Raw genomic sequence first — 16702 nt, 5'->3', positions numbered from 1 at the left:
GCAGAAGGGGAGTAAGCGGTTTGAGCGATTTGAATGATATTGAAAACTTCTTAGATGGCTATAATTTTGGCCGCTATATGGAGCAAGATTGCCAACCCATTGACTATGATAATTGGGAGGGTTTTCCGACACAGATATGCTCTTATCGCTTAACTCATGGCACAGGATATGCAAAAGGACGCGTTGTTATGCTGAATCCAAATATGCACATGCTGGCTAAGTGGTTTCTGACCGCGGCCTCGATAGCTAATCCTAACAATTTACTTGGATTTGCAAAAAGACTTGCGAAGCACATTAACAGTCAAAGTGGAGCGCAATTTGTGATTGCGGGTCTGGTTTTGGAAGACATGGACGGGGATGGGCTCAGGGAACAATTTCCCTTTCGAGATGGTGTAACTGTATCTGTGCAGGGAGTAGATAATTGGTCTGAGCATGTTCCCACGGAGGACAATATTTGGGCAGCACTATATGGCCAGCCATATAAAGCGCATACCTACTCTCGGATTGCATCAACAACTAGAAGTCAATATGGTGATTATCTGCGTTCAATTGGAAGAAGTCGGGATGTTTCTGGCTTAAAATTCCTAGATGCAGTGAGGGAAGAATATCAAAATGCATGGAACTCAGATGAGAATATTTTGATTAACGCGTGGGTTTATTCAAACTACGGTTAGGAAGTTGATCGTTCTTTGTGTTTCAGAAATCATGACATTTGAAACAGTTTCAGTAAGCCTAGAGAACTGGGCTTACTGATGTTTCATAATTACGTTTCAGAATGTGATGCGGATTTACGCTTGAATCTGGCCCTCTAAACCCAGCATCGCTTGTGCCTTCTTCTCTACTACATCATGCAGGTTCTGGACCAAAACATGGTGGTGTGCCCAGTACTGGACAAGTGCATAAAGACTAAAGTCTTTGTGATCTGGTGCACCAAAGTGGCCATAAACAAAGTCACTCATCTGACCGAGTTGCTCTCCTGTAATGATTTCGCCGCGCTTAAGACGGACAATACCACCGCATTCGAACGCTTCTTGGTCTTCGATCTCAAACGGCTCATCATCTGTGCCAGTATCAATCAAAGTAACCTTGTCGATGGCAAACTCAATGGTATCGTCTTTCAAGTAGGTAAGTGTCAGTTCAACAACACTTTGATGGCCAAACAAACCGAATTCATCAACGATCACCATTTCCTTGCCGACATCTTCCTGACCCCAACGAAATGGAACTGTGGTTGGCTCGTTGATATCAATTACACCGTTATAGTTATCCTCAATCAGACTGTAATCATCTTTCTTCCTACGGATATCCGCTGCAAGCTGTTTATAGTCGAACGATGCCTTGCGTTTTGCCATCATCTTTTCGATCCACTGGTTCTTCTTTGCATTATTTTCATTATTCATTTTTGTATCTCCATGAATAGATTTGTTAGGCGGTATTTCCGCCTCTGATAAAAAACGTAGATCGCAAATCTCGAAAGGAAAGGGCTATGTGCAAAAATAAATTGCAGTTCGGGATATAGCCCTGATTTAGTATGATATTCACATATTGTACCGTCCCCGTTATAATGGAAATATGAGAATCGGATATTGCAGAGTCAGCACAAATTCACAGAACTTAGACCGTCAGGTCGCAGCACTCCGTACAGAAGAATGCGATAAGATTTACCGTGAGAAAGCGTCTGGTAAATCGCTCAAAGGACGACCACAACTTGATAAAGCAGTTGATGCATTGGGAACTGATGATGTTCTCATCGTAGCAGAATGGGATCGTGCTACCCGATCAATGCAAGATGGGTTGAACATCATGCAACGCGTTGCTGATCGTGGTGCATTAGTCAAAGTTCTCGACAAGCCTTTCCTTGATCTTACCACCCCAATGGGCAAGGGCATCCTCGCATTTATGAGTGCACTCGCGGAAGACGAACGCGAACGTATCATCCGCCGTGCTGCTGAAGGAAGAGAAATTGCTCGTGGCAAGAATGTGAAGTTCGGACGAAAGCCAATCCTGTCAGCAGGTCAGCAACAGGTGGTTCGTGATCGATTGGCATCCGGTGAGTCTTGTCGGCAGATCGCGAAGGACTTCAGGGTATCACCTGCAACGATATCCAGAATAACTGTCTAGTCCAGTTGCGAATTTCTACGAATTTTCATAGATTGACTTCTACTTTTGGGTGAATTTGTAGGGCGCCCTAACCCTACTTTGGTTGAAATTTGAGATTGAATGGTTTTATGACGAAACTTCTGAAGGCTCTATCTATTGAGAATTATTGTGGCATAGGACCTGAGCCACAGATGATGACAGGTTTTGGTAAGCTAAATTTTTTCATCGGCACAAATAATGCTGGAAAGTCCATTATCCTTAATTTCATTTCGAAATACATTGATAGTGATAGCACGCTTGATTTCACAAAAATTGACCATAACTCTCCGGAGAGATTTCGCGGAGAAGGGAACGCAAATACAACTGCAAGAATTGGCATTCCAACCACTGAAATGATCCAAGAGTTTAAGACATCAAGATTTCTTGCTCCTAACAATGGGTTGAGTGCCTACGATTTTATTACAGAAATTATTGATGGAAGCAGCAAGCATGAACACCTTTGGCTAGATCAAGACTCTAATGCAAAACATTTCACCCTATCACAACTGAGCGGCGACCTTTCACAAGACCAACTCTATCAAAATAAATGGCAAGCAATCTGGCAGACATTTAATCCTAGCATGCGGGGAGGCGGGATTGATGAATGGAGGGATTCGAGCCGCAAACATATTGCGTCATTTGCTCAATTTCAAAGACCGAAGTGCAGCATTATTCCCGCAAAAAGGCAGCTTGGTCCGAAGGATCAGACATTTGATGACTTATCTGGAAAAGGATTGATTGATCAACTTGCCGAAATTCAAAGTCCCGATCACCACGAACGTTACAAACGAAATAAGTTTGATGAGATCAATAGATTTGTACAAAGTGTAATAGGCAAAAAGGATGCACAGATTGAGGTTCCTCATGACCGCAATCATCTACTGGTGCACATTGATAGTAAGGTTCTACCTTTGTCATCCCTCGGAACTGGTATTCATGAGGTTATATTAATTGCAGCATTCTGCACGTTGAAAGAAGAGCAAGTTATTTGCGTCGAAGAACCAGAAATTCATCTTCATCCTTTACTTCAGCGAAAGCTGATCGATTACTTGAGAACAGCAACATCAAATCAGTATTTTATCGCAACGCATTCTGCATCACTAATTGACACCTCTGATGGTGTGGTTTTCAAAGTGACAAACGACGGAACTCAGAGCAGAATTTCGAAGCTGGATTTGAAACAGGAAAAGCGCGATCTGTGTGCTGAATTAGGATACAAAGCATCTGATATTGTACAGACGAATTGCGTGATTTGGGTGGAAGGTCCTTCAGATCGAATCTACTTGAAACACTGGATCGCAGCAAAGCGAGATGACCTGCAAGAAGGTACTCATTTCAGTATAATGTTTTATGGGGGGCGTTTGCTGAGTCATTTGAGGGGAAATGATGATGAAAGCTCTCCTGAGTTAACCGGCTTGATTGATCTACATGCACTTAATAGCAACACCGTAGTCGTAATCGACAGTGATAAATGTGAAGAGAGTGATACCATAAACTCCACTAAGACAAGAATTGCATCCGAGTTGGATAATTCAGGCGGAATGGCTTGGATTACGTCCGGTAGAGAGATTGAAAATTATCTGTCTCATGACAAATTACAAGCATCAGTAAAGGAAGTCCATGAAGCAATCTATAAATCTCCTACTGAAGGAGGGGCATTTGCAAGCTCGTTGCATTTCTACCAAGATGTTGAAAAATCAAGAGCAAAAAATCCGGAAGAAATTTTTACAAAAGTGGATAAGGTCAAAGTAGCGAACCACATGTGTGAAAATGAAATTGATTGGTCGATGCTCGATCTTGAGGAGCGGGTAGATGAGTTGATCGCCTATATCGACGAGGCGAATTTACACTGAAATCTGAAGCTAATACGCTCCTTTGCCATCTCAACATACGTCTCCGAAATATCGATTCCTATTGCTCTGCGATAGAGGTTCATGGCTGCAAGTGTTGTCGTACCGGTACCAACAGGGATCGAGGACAACTCCATCCTCTGGACAAGTTGAAAGGATCGGGATGCGACATAGCTCCTCTGGATAGGCAGCATAATGCGTATCACGGCCTCTGGTTTTTGGGAGGGGGCAAAGGCCCAAAGCGGATCATCACAACTCCCGCCGCCCAAGTTCCATAATTGGACATACCAAAAACCCCAGAATTCTGGTTTATTGGGCAAGATTGGGTGTATTACTAGTTATAGGGGCTTTAGCCCCATGAGAGATATCCAAGAATTCATCATCAGGTTCGATTGATGGTGGAGTTATGTTGATTGGTTCTGATGGCTGTTGTTGAAGGTTGGGAACATTTTTCGTTCTGTCATTGAAGACAATCTTTCTCGCAGATCGTCGCCACTTCTTTCTGATCAGAAGCATGGATCGAACAGCTTCATAATTGTCGTTGTGAAGGTCATGAGAAGGTAGATCGACTTCTGTCTTTTCCATTCCTGCATATTCACCCCAACCCTGAAGGCCACCTGTCAGATAACCATCAGGTGTTTGTGTTTCAGGTAATGGTGTACTGAAACAAACACGACCTTCACCGGGGTAGAAATCACGCAACTTGGTCGCAATCTGTTTTCTATTAAATGTTGGGTGATAGATGATCCCGTGACCATGGAAGTTAAAACCGAATTCGGATGGTCTGTTCTTATCTCGATATCGGGGATGCACACTGTCATCTGGCATGAAGAGATATTGGGTGCTGATCCAACAGGCTGAGATGTCGCAGATGATCCGTACAACTGCATGTGGCATCTCTTGCTTGATTAGGGACTGGAACTTTGTTCGTTCGCGTCTGGTGGTCTCTATGCCATCCATATGGCGATCTTCGATATAGAAGTCGATTGTAAATGGATGACATTGATGTTCAGGAAAACCCAAAAAGGGTTTTACCATCCAATCTCCTGCGCGGGACCGATAGTTCTTGGACTTGCCACGGGCTTGTTTGGGATCAGCACGTTGATCATAAATGAACTGACTATCCTTATGTGTATGTCGATGTGGCTTACCACCGGAACAGTAATCACATCCATCGCGGTTACAGGGACGATGGAATGAGCAATTGATGATCTTGTTATAGTCAAACTGCAACGCAGGTGTGGCTCTCATGATCTCACGTTGGGCGAACCGCTTTTGATCCATGTTGCTCTTGTGCAGCAGCTTCTTGTTTAGTTCAGCCCTTTCCTCAATATTCATCTCATCTACCTTTGATACCAGCACCAAATGTCAGCCGTTAGTGCAACGATGGTGTTCCTATTTAGGTAGCTAGATCGGGTAAGCTCGAAGTCAAATCAGGTCATCAATGCAGACCGCTCACCAAGGGTCGGCCCAATGAACGACAATCGATAAATACGTTCGTCAGCAATTGTGGGAGTGAGGTTTGTTGAAGAAGCGAATAAGTGTCAGAGGTGTCGATGAGGAAGCCATCGATATGTTGAATGAACTAAGGGATGAAGAAGGTCGGTTTATTGGTCGCATCTTATCAGATGCAATTTATGAATACCGGGAAACCCGTGATGATGAGGATATTGCTTATGAGGAACTGAGCTAAGTTTGGTTTTAAGAAATGTTTGTTTCATCGAAGAGGAATCCCAGCAAACCGGGGTTCCTCTTTTTTGTTGTTGGTTTTGTTCGTCAAGAACTAAACACCCGTGACCGAAAATTACCCCTGCTGGACATCGATGGTCTTCCAGCCAAAATGCTGTTTCTCAGCCTCATGAGACGCATTGGTGAATGACTGTGCTGCTACCCGAACCCATCGTTCGTTCAGGCCCTTTTTAAGTTTCACAGAAAAATATCTCTTCATATTATGTACCCTCCCAATTTGATGCGCCTGATATCAAAACAGGTGTAGTCTCGAATGACCACACCTGCCGATGGATGTTTGGAACGTCGTAAGAACCGTCATCCATTCTTGTTATTCAGAAGAACTCTGCAAATACGTCTTCTTGAAGTTTGATTGACTGTTCCCGGTTATCAAACTCCCATACAGTCAGATCAAAACCATCAGTTTTTAATTGGTCGCAAACTATCCGATCTGCATCAGTCATCCGGTTCAGTTCAACCAGTGCAGAGCAGCGATAGTGCTTGTAGGCTTGATCCTCTAATGAAACATCAGAAGCCATTACGGTAGATGGTACAAACACCATGGTGATGAATAGCAGACGCAGTGTATCTCTCAGACGAATGTTCAAATAAGTCCTCCTCATGAATATCGATGTTAAGTGTAAACTTAATGTAATTTTGGATTGCTGTTAGATAGCATGATTTACATATTATGTCAATATAGTATTATATTGTGACTAGTAACGATTCTCTTTTTAACAATAATTGGGGGTGACCAAATCAATGAGACAGGCAGAGTGCCATGACATCCAGAATTCCCAACTCCATTGCACAGAAGCGCAAAGAACGCGGCCTGAGCCAAGATGCTTTGTCAAAAAAACTAGGCATCACCATCACGCAGCTAAGTCGGTTGGAAAATGGCAAATCCTCTATGACACAAGCACGTATGCGGCAGATCGCAGATGTCTTGGAGGTCAAGCCCCAAGAACTCTATCTCGCTCCCCATCAAACGGGAGAGCTTAATTTGGAAATCATGCATTCAATAATCGAACAGCTTGACACTTTGCTTCAACGGTTAGAGCTTTCAGTACCGTCGAAAAAACGTGCTGATCTATGCATTGCCATTTACAAGATGGAAACCAAGCGTCTTGAGAAGGATGGTCTCTCATCCGATGATGTTAATGTTGCCGAGTATGAAGATATCTTGGAAACAATGGTGAATTAAATTTTGGGGGCGGTGTTGATTTCTGTTTTGTGGATACTACATCTATAAGTGTAAGGCGACTTACACTCACAAAAAATCTCAAATTACCCTCACATATATAACCCACACTACTCCCCTAAAATGCAACTGAAATTAGTCGCGTTGAGCAATAGGCATTCCATTTGGCACAGCCCTGCTCATCTCATTGTTTCTGTGTAGTGGGCAAGTGTGATTATTCCTCATGTTCAATGTCAGAAGCAGGTGCTTGTAATTTAATTTGTCAACGAGGAAAATAATCAATGACACATAATATTGGTACTGAAGCGACCGGACAACAGCTTCACCTTACATGTAGCGTTGAATCAAATTACATGGTTGATCCAAGCCTGCCTCTCGAAATCGCACAGCATATTTGCGTTGGAGAGAACGGTGGTTTCATCCCGGAAAATTTGGTTCGGAAAATTCAACACACTATCCTTTCATATGCAGACGAATATAGTCTTATCGAAGAAGAACATCCTAAACTCTTTGATATCACAAAACCCAATCGTGATGGATTTCGTTGGTCTGTAGAAGGTTCAGTTGAAACCAAAATTATCCTTGATACATCAGGTAAGTTTGGACCATTGCGCTTCGTTGAATTGAAAGTTGACCCGATTGATGATTTTGTTTTCGATATTCATATTAATAGGGTCTATTTTCTTAAAAAGTCCGAGGATGGATGTTTGACACCGTTCAAACGTGACATCTTGGCGGAGGGACAAACCATTCGTCTCTTTAGCGGTCAGTTTTTCTCGAATTGTCAGCTTGAAACAATGGCGATCCTTCTGGAGAGTGAACGCAGTTGGGAAGAAGTAACAGAGCTTAAGCTCATTCCCCTCATTCAATATTGGGCATTTCACCACCATGAGGCTGTTAACTGGCTTCATCAAGAAGAAATGTACGATGCTTAGTGCGTTCATTAACTCCAGCCAAACGGGGGTGCATGGAGGTGCACCCCTTTCAGAAGAGGTAATTGCCCATGAGTGATACAGATATCCAAAATACCATTGAAACGTTGCCGATGAGCGAAGGCCACTTTGGTCCGGTTTTGCCGCCGACTGATCTTTTACCCGGTGAAGAGGTCGCCATGGCCTTTCGCCAGATCGCGCTTCAGTCGAAAACAATCCTGACCATAGATCAGGCTGCTGAGTTGCTGCACTGTGCTGTGAGCACGTTGCAAACAATGCCAATCGATGAACTGCCAACCTATGAAGGCGTTGGGCGCTATACGCTTTATCTGAAATCTGATCTTGAAGATTATGTTCGCTCACGTCGCCGTGTGGTGAAGCGTGGCACGGGTCTGGTGAAGCGGATGAGTGTCATCGATCACATCCCGTCATCGAACGTCGAGAACCCTGCTCTGGAAGCACTCAAGCAACTTTAAGCGTGTGCATCCATGACTAAGAAGACGACAGAATATATTAAAGAGATTTCCGTTCGCGAAGAACGGGTCAATGGTAAAGCTACGGGTCGGTGGGTATTGAACATCCCGCCGAACTATGATGGCAACCATAAGCGGAAGCGGAAGCAGTACCCGTCTAAAACTGCTGCGAAGAATGCCGCTAAGGAACTCGTAAAACGTAAGCAGCTTGTCGAACACAATACAGCTAAGGGCATGACCGGGTTCACATTGAAAGATGTGTTCGGCATGTGGTTGGATGATGAGAAGCGAAAGGTCGCGGCGGGCCATAAGCGTAAATCGTCACTACGTACTGATCTCAATGGTCTCGCACATGTCCTGAAAGAGATGGGTGAATTGGATATCGGCATCGTCGATGAAACTCATGTTATGGATTATCAAGCCGCACGTCGTAAGGAGCAGATCAAACCTGTTACGATCAACACAGAAACTCGTAAACTCAAAGCTCTCATGAACTGGTGCTTTGATAAACGTCTCATTGATCGACCTCTGAAGTTCAGATCGCTAAGGGAGTTCAAGGTCAAGACCGAAGTGCCGACCTTGGATGAGATGGTTAAAATTCTTGATGAACTCCCTTTTAAGATCAGAGTGTTGATGCGGTTGATGATCGAAACGGGTTTGCGAAAGTCGGAAGCCTATGAATTGCGTTGGGAACAGGTCGATCTTGATAACAACCGTATCCACATCTGCCAAACTGCGACGTTTGATCCTAAAGGGGAAACATCTGTTCGTGATGTGATCATGGGTGATGGTTTGAAACAGGACCTGATAAAACTTCGCACTGAACTGGAGGAAAGTGATTGGGTCTTTCCCAGTGATAAGAATCCAACGAAGCATATCGACAATTGTCGTAAATCGCTTCGGTCAGCCATTGTACGGTCTGGTGTTGAGCGTTTCGGTAAGCCGATGAAGTTCACCCCAAAATATGGCCGTAAGGCGTTCTCCAGCTATCAGTGGATCAATGGTACACCACTGGAATTGATCAAGAAGATGATGGGCCATTCTCCAAGTTCACGGGTAACACTGGATCACTATATTCATATGCCTGATGAGGCGATGAAAGACCGAGTGATCGAAATGCCGTTGACTATTGGTTAAAGAAGAACACCAATTCAGTATTTTAGGCGAATATTACGCAGAGTACTCTCATTGTGAACGTGATAGCTGGGAGAGACAGAACCAACGTGCCCAAAACAAAGAGAAAAGCACAGAACACCACGGCTAGTCGGTAGTAATGACGATTTTGCGCTTGATGAAAATTTCGGAGTATATCGAGTATTAGATCATCATTTTCGTTTCGGTTGAATTCAATTGAAGCCTTGGAGATGGGTATTGTGTTTTCTAACCAACCAGCACGTTCCAATAAGGATTGACCGATTTTAGGTCTACGATTGGCTATCGTCCTGTACATGACCCGAATTCTACGAGCAGTTAAATTTGGTCGTACAGAATCTATATACTCATCGACATCCCGATAGTGGCTTACCTCTTTCGGAGCAAATAGTTTATAGGTGAGTGCAGACAACCCTAATGATAGGAGGCCGCAGTACAAAAGATTGAGCCGTTCAAAAAAATTGAAATAGGGTGTACAACTGTCGCTTAGATCATGTTGATCCAGCATGCCTCCAAGTCCACCAAGCCAATGCGTGAATTGGGAATTGTATAGAATTACATAACCGATGAATGGCATAAGAACGGTCACAGAAGCTATCTTTGATGCGCCGAAACCACGCAAAATATGCCAATCGAAATTTTTCTGAAGATATGTTTCTTGATCAGACATCGACATTACCACTCTAGTTATAAATATGGCAGAGAATTAAGTTAATATGTTCAGAGTTCTATTCTCGTGCGTGTAATATTCTCCAACGACATATTTTTCGTTGTTTAACTCGTCGGCGATCATTGAAGTTGCAATAATTATCTGGTGGACCGAGTTGGCATCATCAGATCGCGCAGCCAAAGCCCGTTGGAAATTTTGGCTTCGCTGGGGTTCCATTCCTTTATCCTCTATTGTGTCCATAAGCATGAATCTTGGATGCCCAAATTTGGAATCCGCCACTGATGAAAAGTGAAATGCTGCCAGAAAACTATTTCTTAAGTATACCATGGAACTCGCCGAGAAAAAACTCTCGTCGTTCACTGATAGTCGATCCCCGTCAAATTCAAAACTAATCTTCTCTGCGTTAGCAAAGGTAGATTGTCTATCCAAATCGCCGTGGAGAAATTTTAGTGTGTTGTTTTCTATAGCCCTTCTGGCAATTGAGCGACGTTCAATATTCTTGTTACTCTCTGAATCAATAGTTGTTTCCAGATCAGAAATCTCCGAAATCAGATTTTTCCGAGATTCAGCAAGTTGATGAAGTTGCTCAACTATAGACTTTTTCAATGATAATTCTTCGAGTTGACGATGCTTGTAACCTGAGAGGCGATTCAGTTTTCTTAGTTCAGATCGTAATTCAGTGGTAGGTGTTCTTAGTGAAATGGAGTAGTATCGATTGGCATCTTCCCATTTCTGCCTCTCAGCTTCTAGCTTTCGTTTCAGGTCATCTCGTTCAACAATGCGGTCTTCTTGAATTCTCTTTGAACGATCACGCTGTCTTATAGCTTCATTGAGTAATCTTGCAGAACGGTTTATAGTGTCTTCCTTGTTGAATGAAGATTTGCAGAGTGTGCAGGCTCCTTCTATTTCATGCTCAGTTATGACACCTAGGCAAGCTGGACAGATATCGAATGCCAAATATTCAAATTCCTTTACCACCGCTTCGGCATCTGTGATTTCACCGATTTTATGATCCATGGATGAGATAAAATCTTTGGCGTCAGAAATTTCGAGTTCTTTGACGTGGAGGCTTTCAGTTATTTCAGAAATGGTTGATTGTAGTTCGACAACCAATTTATAAGTAGATTCTTGATCATTAAGTGTCAGGCGATCTTTGAATTGCTCGGAGAATATCTCATTTTCCAATTTTTCAATGGAACCTGCGATAGATTGAATTTCATTTTCAAGTTTATGGTGTTCCGCTATCAACCATTCTGGAGTTAACGGCTGACCATCTACTTGATGCTCTTTACCAATTCTTCTTTCCGTTGATACTACGTCTTTCAATTCATCCTTAGCTTCGCGAAGGCGCAATGTGGCCCTATAGAACTTATCACTGTAAGCTCCGAGCAGGATATCGCCAACAGTAGCTTTAGTGGTTGCATCATCTATTTGTTGATCTCTAAAAATACGTTCAACAGAACTGAGTTGATCTGAATACAAAAGTCGCAAAATTTGGTGCATCGTTACTTTTACGTTCTGCTCTTCGATACGTACCTCAGGCAATCCCAGTAGTCTAAACAAGACTTGGCTAAAGCTCTCCTTGGGGTTCTTGGAGCCGCCACGTGAGTAAGAAAATTTCTCCCATTCGCTAATCGGTGCACTCATTGCTTCTTCATGAGTGCCGAAAAAAATATCCATAGGTCGAAATATTTTTTGTTCAATTTCTCTTGAAAGGGTTAACTCAACGCCATTGAGTGTCACACCAAGATAAACTCGATCACAAAGTAATGATGTCTCGCGCCATTGGTGTTCGCCCAAATCACCTCCAAGGGCATAAAATATGAAATCCATTATGCTTGATTTGCCAGAACTATTTTCACCTCTGATAATATTAAGGCCAGTGTGAAAACACTCATCAAAGACAACCAAACCATTCCGATGGATTGTCAGCTGTGTTACGTGAAGGTTTGGATTAAACATTGTCATATCTAAACTCACTTAACCCAGATCGGTCTTTTAACCCTCCCGGTCCTTGTAACGGCACCAACATCAATTTGGAGGAAATGAATTTTAGTAATTCTGAATTTTCTGTAGCGTAACTTTCCACACGCTGTGTGAGTTCGACACCTATTGAATCTAGAGAATTATAGATCAAGATATCGTCATTGCTTTCAAATATACCGTTTATTTCGAGTAAATTTTTTGCTGCGAGTTGCGAAGCAAACATCCTTTCAAACATTATTCGGCTATCGGGTAGTTTGCCAAACTTTGGCCTTGGGTTCAGTCTAACCACCATGTTCTTATGCTTTAGGAATTCTGGTATTTTTGTGTAAGCACTCATTTCCTTGAGCAGCCATGGAAAACAATGAAAGAAATCAGCGATTCTTAAGGTTTCAATATTGATTTCTTTGTCTCGCTGCATATTAAAAACAAGACCGAGCATTCTAAAAACTGTATGATAAGGGTCATAGGCCGCTGTATACGTTAAGCTGTACATTTTTTATCCCACCTTACAAAACAACGATCTGCTAAGTAGTACACCATGCCTCTCACGTGTTTGTGTGTTAGTGTAAAATGCTCAAACCCTTCACCCATATCCGTTATAGTTTGGTCTATGATTTCTGTCTGGATAATACGATCTATGTCGGAATCGTTTAAACTATTAATGCGGTTCAAAATCTGATGACAAAACACGTCGTGTATACGGCCTAAAAAAAATCCGAAGAGCTTTTGCCCCGACGGAAAATACTGATACTGTTCTAATAGCATGACAAAGGACTCCAAACTTTGTTCTGCATTTTTGATTTCCATAGTCCTGTTTGCGCTCACTAGCTTTGTTTCTAGATCGTCATCATCTGCTTGGTCGCGTTTTTGAACATATAGATACAAGTCCCCTAAAAAACGTTCCAAACTCTTTTTCTGTTCTTGGTTTATTTCTGACGACAGTCGCTGAAGAAGTGGTACAACCTGATTCATTAATTCGTTCACTTAAGTCAAAGTTCATTGAATTATTACGGTATTGTTTATCTGATAAATTTGCAACTATGATTATTTGATGGATTCCATCGGAACCCTAGATTGTGGTTGGGCAATACAAAACCGCTCAGCATTTGGCAATATTTGGCAGTGCCAAATTTGAGGTAAAAGTGTCCCGGCTGCAACATATTGATACTATTGAGAAAAATTGGAGCGGGTGAAGCGATTCGAACGCTCGACCCTAACCTTGGCAAGGTTATGCTCTACCCCTGAGCTACACCCGCTCAACATCGTATTCTGAGGTATTATGAATACGTGTGTCACTGAAGACCTGCGCTATATGGCGCAAGATGAAATGAATTGCAACAATAAAATGAAGATAAATCGCAACTCTTTGAAAATCTTATGATGTGTCACTTATTTCACCTTTGTACATATGAGTTTCGGTGCCAATTCTTGTGTGAATTGCGCTGTCTATCTGATTATCCGGCGAATTGAGGGAGTTTATTTGGCCATTCTTCTCGGCTTTAAAAAACATGTATGTATGAATATATATAAGATGTTACATTGATATAGTGGGATGATTGATGCCGCACTTCTGATCGGGTGTGCAAAAAAATGATCTGTGGTATCTATCATCGTCAAGTATAGTTGACCGAGTTAATTCGATCAGCGAACGCATTAATGCAGTTTCGATGTAGCAGAGTAATGAAATGCTGAGTGAAGATAGATTATTTCCAATTGATAATGAACAGCGGATAATTGCGCGTGAAATTTTTTCACAAATTGAAAAGCTGCCTCTGATCTGCCCACATGGGCATACTGAGCCCTCTTGGTTTTCAGAAAATGAGTTATTCCCCGATCCCGCGAAGTTGTTGATCACTCCTGATCACTATATTTTGCGGATGTTGGTCTCACAAGGTCTATCATATTCAGATCTCGGTATCGAACCCAAAGATGATTCCTTCTATACGACAGATAGCCATAAGATCTGGAAACTCTTTGCTAAGCATTATTATCTATTTCGTGGAACGCCTTCACGGCTCTGGTTGGATTATACCTTTGAAAAACTTTTCGGAATTGAAAAGCGGCTTGATGCAGAAACCGCTGACGAAATCTATGATCTTATATCTGAAAAGGTCAGGTCGGATGAGTTTCGACCGCGCGCATTATATGATCAATTTAACATCGAAATTATTGCTACAACTGACGCCTGCACAGATGACTTGAAGTATCACAAGAAGATTGTTGAGGATGGTTGGCAAGGCTTGGTTGTGCCGACTTACCGGCCTGATGCTGCAATTGACCCGAATCATAGCGAGTTTATGAGCAGTGTTGCAAAACTTGGTGAGCTGACGGGTGAGGATACATATAGCTGGCAGGGTTATTTAAATGCGCATCGCACTCGTCGATCATATTTTAAATCACTCGGTGCGACAGCGACAGATCATGGTTTTACAACGGCTCAAACCGCGGACTTAAGCACGACAGAGGCTGAAATATTATTTGCGAAAATTATGAGCGGGCAGGGAACAACATCGGATCATGATCTTTTCTGTGCGCAGATGCTCACAGAAATGGCCTCTATGAGCATTGATGATGGTTTAGTCATGCAGTTGCATTGTGGATCGCACCGGAATCACAATAATCGGGTATTCGATCAATATGGTCGCGACAAGGGCTTTGATATCCCTGCACGAACTGAATATGTGTCTGCACTCCAACCATTGTTGAATAAGTTCGGGATGGAGAAAAACCTTTCAATTATCCTCTTCACTTTAGATGAATCAGTATATGCGCGTGAATTTGCTCCCCTTGCTGGGGCTTATCCATGTTTAAAACTTGGCCCTGCATGGTGGTTTCATGATAGCCCTGAAGGAATGATGCGCTTTCGTCAATTCACAACAGAAACAGCAGGGTTTTACAATAGTGTCGGCTTTAATGACGATACGCGTGCCTTCCCTTCAATCCCAGCGCGGCATGATGTTGCGCGGCGCGTGGATGCTAGTTTCTTATCAGGGCAAGTTGCACAACATATACTGGACATTGATGAAGCCATTGAGGTTGCTATTGATCTGACATATCGATTGCCTAAGTCCGCCTATAACTTTAAATTTTGAAGAAAGTAGTCTGTTGATAAATGGCAAATATTGATGAAATCCCCTACGTTCCTGATAGGCATGGTGTCGGTATTGTACATATAGGTATTGGTGCTTTTCATCGAGCTCATCAAGCGGTTTACACGGACGATGTTTTGTCTAAAACTGGTGGTGATTGGCGTATATTGGGTGTTAGTTTGCAGAGTAGGCACATTGCCGCTGCGTTGAATGCTCAAGATGGGGTTTATTCTCTTGTTCTGCGAAATCAAGATGGTCAACCGAACATTCGAAAGATTGGTTCAATTTCCGGCGTTGTTGCGGCAAGTCGAGATACAGCACCAATCATAGAAGCTTTTTCCTCACCGTGTACGTATATTGTCAGCATAACTGTTACTGAAAAAGCCTATGGTATATTGCGGGATAAAAGCGGTATTGATCCTCAGCATCCAAGTATCGCAAATGATTTGGCTAATCCGGAACAACCAATTGGCGTTATTGGCATGTTGGCCAAGGGGTTGAAATTGAGGCGAGATCTGGGGCTGCCCTCATTTACGGTGCTGTGTTGTGATAATTTGCCTGATAATGGTGACATGGTGCGTGTGGGTGTTTTAGATTTTGCCAGACGTGTAGATCCGATGCTTGGTGTGTGGATTGCAGAAAATACTTGTTTCCCGAATACGATGGTGGACCGCATAACGCCTGCGACAACGCCAGAATTGATTGCTGAAGTGAGCGGCATTCTTGGTCAAGAGGATAAAACACCAGTAGAAACTGAAGCGTTTACGCAATGGGTTATTGAAGATAATTTCTGCGGCCCTCGTCCGCCATGGGAAGATGCAGGTGCACTTCTTGTTGATGATGTTGCACCATATGAGAACATGAAGTTACGGATGTTAAATGGCGCGCACTCAATGCTTGCATATTTGGGGTATGTGCAGGGATGTATTTATGTGCGAGATGTCATGAGACGCAAACAATTTGCAACTTTGGTTGATATGCATATGCAGGCTGCCGCAAGAACATTGGACCCGTTGGAGGAGATAAATTTTGATGATTATCGTTCTCAGTTGATTGCGCGATTTGAAAACCCCAATATTGCTCACCAGACCTACCAAATAGCGATGGATGGTACGCAAAAACTCCCACAGAGAATTTTTGCACCGGCGGTTTCGTGTTTGGACAAAGGTCTATCGGTTGATTGCTTTGCACTCGCTACAGCGGCCTGGATGCGGTATTGTTTAGGACAGATGCCAGATGGTTCGAAATATGAATTGCAAGATCCGAAGGTAACTGAGATCGCGGAAGCTGTATCAAGCGCTGGAAGTAGTGCTTCTAAAATCTATCGAAATCTAAGTGAGCTATCTGATTTTATGCCAACTAAGCTTGCCGATAGTAACCAATTTTCAGAAAGAACAATAAAATTTCTCAATCTTTTGATTGTTGGGAAAATTGAAGATATTACAAATTTGATGTCTGAAATTTAATAATGAGAAAGTATTC

At 42.7% G+C, this 16702-nt stretch carries 18 protein-coding genes and 1 tRNA gene; 10 read left to right on the top strand and 9 right to left on the bottom strand.

Features of this window, described 5'->3' with window-relative positions; genetic code table 11:
- Window positions 1-20: 20 nt before the first annotated feature.
- Window positions 21-674 carry a hypothetical protein gene (locus tag G3W54_RS12295; RefSeq protein WP_162653319.1) on the top strand — a complete coding sequence of 218 codons (654 nt, stop codon included), beginning with the start codon at window positions 21-23 and terminating at the stop codon, window positions 672-674.
- Between the two features lie 114 nt (window positions 675-788).
- Here G3W54_RS12295 and G3W54_RS12290 read toward each other — a convergent pair whose 3' ends face one another.
- Window positions 789-1400 (bottom strand): hypothetical protein, encoded by a 612-nt coding sequence (locus tag G3W54_RS12290; protein ID WP_162653318.1) that lies wholly within the window; start codon window positions 1398-1400, stop codon window positions 789-791.
- Between the two features lie 172 nt (window positions 1401-1572).
- Between G3W54_RS12290 and G3W54_RS12285 the strand changes: the two genes are divergently transcribed.
- Window positions 1573-2121 (top strand): recombinase family protein, encoded by a 549-nt coding sequence (locus G3W54_RS12285; protein ID WP_162653317.1) that lies wholly within the window; start codon window positions 1573-1575, stop codon window positions 2119-2121.
- A 95-nt stretch (window positions 2122-2216) separates the two neighbouring features.
- On the top strand, window positions 2217-3992 hold the full coding sequence (locus tag G3W54_RS12280) for an AAA family ATPase (protein ID WP_162653316.1): 1776 nt from the start codon (window positions 2217-2219) through the stop codon (window positions 3990-3992).
- A 306-nt stretch (window positions 3993-4298) separates the two neighbouring features.
- Here G3W54_RS12280 and G3W54_RS12275 read toward each other — a convergent pair whose 3' ends face one another.
- The gene (locus G3W54_RS12275; protein WP_162653315.1) at window positions 4299-5327 is read right to left on the bottom strand and encodes a hypothetical protein; all 1029 of its coding nucleotides are present in this window, start codon (window positions 5325-5327) and stop codon (window positions 4299-4301) included.
- 184 nt (window positions 5328-5511) lie between these two features.
- On the opposite strand from G3W54_RS12275, the gene G3W54_RS12270 reads away from it, so the two are divergent.
- Complete coding sequence (locus G3W54_RS12270) at window positions 5512-5682, top strand: hypothetical protein (protein WP_162653314.1); 171 nt, start codon at window positions 5512-5514, stop codon at window positions 5680-5682.
- 111 nt (window positions 5683-5793) lie between these two features.
- Here the strand turns inward: G3W54_RS12270 and G3W54_RS12265 are convergent, their stop codons facing one another.
- Together G3W54_RS12265 and G3W54_RS12260 are read right to left on the bottom strand one after the other, a co-directional pair.
- Window positions 5794-5937, bottom strand: a complete 144-nt coding sequence (locus G3W54_RS12265; RefSeq protein ID WP_162653313.1) for a hypothetical protein — start codon at window positions 5935-5937, stop codon at window positions 5794-5796.
- A gap of 115 nt (window positions 5938-6052) precedes the next feature.
- A complete protein-coding gene (locus G3W54_RS12260) occupies window positions 6053-6325 on the bottom strand; it encodes a hypothetical protein (protein ID WP_162653312.1) in 273 nt (90 codons plus the stop codon).
- A 173-nt stretch (window positions 6326-6498) separates the two neighbouring features.
- Here G3W54_RS12260 and G3W54_RS12255 point away from each other — a divergent pair, with 173 nt between their 5' ends.
- From G3W54_RS12255 to G3W54_RS12240, 4 genes are all read left to right on the top strand, one after another.
- Window positions 6499-6921, top strand: coding sequence for a helix-turn-helix transcriptional regulator (locus G3W54_RS12255; RefSeq protein ID WP_162653311.1), 423 nt, complete (start codon window positions 6499-6501; stop codon window positions 6919-6921).
- A 278-nt stretch (window positions 6922-7199) separates the two neighbouring features.
- A complete protein-coding gene (locus G3W54_RS12250; protein ID WP_162653310.1) occupies window positions 7200-7853 on the top strand; it encodes a hypothetical protein in 654 nt (217 codons plus the stop codon).
- A 68-nt stretch (window positions 7854-7921) separates the two neighbouring features.
- A complete protein-coding gene (locus G3W54_RS12245; protein ID WP_162653309.1) occupies window positions 7922-8326 on the top strand; it encodes a helix-turn-helix domain-containing protein in 405 nt (134 codons plus the stop codon).
- 12 nt (window positions 8327-8338) lie between these two features.
- A complete protein-coding gene (locus G3W54_RS12240; RefSeq protein ID WP_162653308.1) occupies window positions 8339-9460 on the top strand; it encodes a tyrosine-type recombinase/integrase in 1122 nt (373 codons plus the stop codon).
- Window positions 9461-9482: 22 nt separating this feature from the next.
- On the opposite strand, the gene G3W54_RS12235 is transcribed toward G3W54_RS12240, so the two are convergent.
- The 5 genes from G3W54_RS12235 to G3W54_RS12215 all read right to left on the bottom strand — a co-directional run bounded on the left by G3W54_RS12235 (window position 9483) and on the right by G3W54_RS12215 (window position 13387).
- On the bottom strand, window positions 9483-10145 hold the full coding sequence (locus tag G3W54_RS12235) for a hypothetical protein (protein WP_162653307.1): 663 nt from the start codon (window positions 10143-10145) through the stop codon (window positions 9483-9485).
- A 36-nt stretch (window positions 10146-10181) separates the two neighbouring features.
- Window positions 10182-12113, bottom strand: a complete 1932-nt coding sequence (locus G3W54_RS12230; RefSeq protein ID WP_162653306.1) for an AAA family ATPase — start codon at window positions 12111-12113, stop codon at window positions 10182-10184.
- Window positions 12100-12624: an ABC-three component system middle component 5 gene (locus tag G3W54_RS12225; protein WP_210253518.1), complete on the bottom strand. Its 525-nt coding sequence runs from the start codon at window positions 12622-12624 to the stop codon at window positions 12100-12102. Before G3W54_RS12225 ends, G3W54_RS12230 begins: the two co-directional genes overlap by 14 nt.
- Entirely contained in the window at window positions 12612-13103 is a 492-nt protein-coding gene (locus tag G3W54_RS12220) for an ABC-three component system protein (protein ID WP_162653304.1), read from the bottom strand. Before G3W54_RS12220 ends, G3W54_RS12225 begins: the two co-directional genes overlap by 13 nt.
- Window positions 13104-13312: 209 nt before the next feature.
- Window positions 13313-13387 (bottom strand) — tRNA-Gly (locus G3W54_RS12215).
- A 429-nt stretch (window positions 13388-13816) separates the two neighbouring features.
- On the opposite strand from G3W54_RS12215, the gene uxaC reads away from it, so the two are divergent.
- Window positions 13817-15223, top strand: a complete 1407-nt coding sequence (uxaC, locus tag G3W54_RS12210; RefSeq protein ID WP_162653303.1) for a glucuronate isomerase — start codon at window positions 13817-13819, stop codon at window positions 15221-15223.
- Window positions 15224-15243: 20 nt separating this feature from the next.
- A complete protein-coding gene (locus G3W54_RS12205; RefSeq protein WP_162653302.1) occupies window positions 15244-16686 on the top strand; it encodes a mannitol dehydrogenase family protein in 1443 nt (480 codons plus the stop codon).
- Window positions 16687-16702: the final 16 nt, after the last annotated feature.

Origin of the sequence: Lentilitoribacter sp. Alg239-R112, from assembly GCF_900537175.1 — a bacterium.
Classification (GTDB): domain Bacteria; phylum Pseudomonadota; class Alphaproteobacteria; order Rhizobiales; family Rhizobiaceae; genus Lentilitoribacter.
Note: the sequence above shows the minus strand (reverse complement) of the source record. Positions and strands in the feature narration are given on the sequence as shown.

Coding starts and splice junctions, on each gene's coding strand:
- G3W54_RS12290 (WP_162653318.1), bottom strand. CDS start 1,400: ATGAATAATGAAAATAATGCAAAGAAGAACCAGTGGATCGAAAAGATG.
- G3W54_RS12285 (WP_162653317.1), top strand. CDS start 1,573: ATGAGAATCGGATATTGCAGAGTCAGCACAAATTCACAGAACTTAGAC.
- G3W54_RS12275 (WP_162653315.1), bottom strand. CDS start 5,327: ATGAATATTGAGGAAAGGGCTGAACTAAACAAGAAGCTGCTGCACAAG.
- G3W54_RS12265 (WP_162653313.1), bottom strand. CDS start 5,937: ATGAAGAGATATTTTTCTGTGAAACTTAAAAAGGGCCTGAACGAACGA.
- G3W54_RS12255 (WP_162653311.1), top strand. CDS start 6,499: ATGACATCCAGAATTCCCAACTCCATTGCACAGAAGCGCAAAGAACGC.
- G3W54_RS12250 (WP_162653310.1), top strand. CDS start 7,200: ATGACACATAATATTGGTACTGAAGCGACCGGACAACAGCTTCACCTT.
- G3W54_RS12245 (WP_162653309.1), top strand. CDS start 7,922: ATGAGTGATACAGATATCCAAAATACCATTGAAACGTTGCCGATGAGC.
- G3W54_RS12240 (WP_162653308.1), top strand. CDS start 8,339: ATGACTAAGAAGACGACAGAATATATTAAAGAGATTTCCGTTCGCGAA.
- G3W54_RS12235 (WP_162653307.1), bottom strand. CDS start 10,145: ATGTCTGATCAAGAAACATATCTTCAGAAAAATTTCGATTGGCATATT.
- G3W54_RS12230 (WP_162653306.1), bottom strand. CDS start 12,113: ATGACAATGTTTAATCCAAACCTTCACGTAACACAGCTGACAATCCAT.
- G3W54_RS12225 (WP_210253518.1), bottom strand. CDS start 12,624: ATGTACAGCTTAACGTATACAGCGGCCTATGACCCTTATCATACAGTT.
- G3W54_RS12220 (WP_162653304.1), bottom strand. CDS start 13,103: ATGAATCAGGTTGTACCACTTCTTCAGCGACTGTCGTCAGAAATAAAC.
- uxaC (WP_162653303.1), top strand. CDS start 13,817: ATGCTGAGTGAAGATAGATTATTTCCAATTGATAATGAACAGCGGATA.
- G3W54_RS12205 (WP_162653302.1), top strand. CDS start 15,244: ATGGCAAATATTGATGAAATCCCCTACGTTCCTGATAGGCATGGTGTC.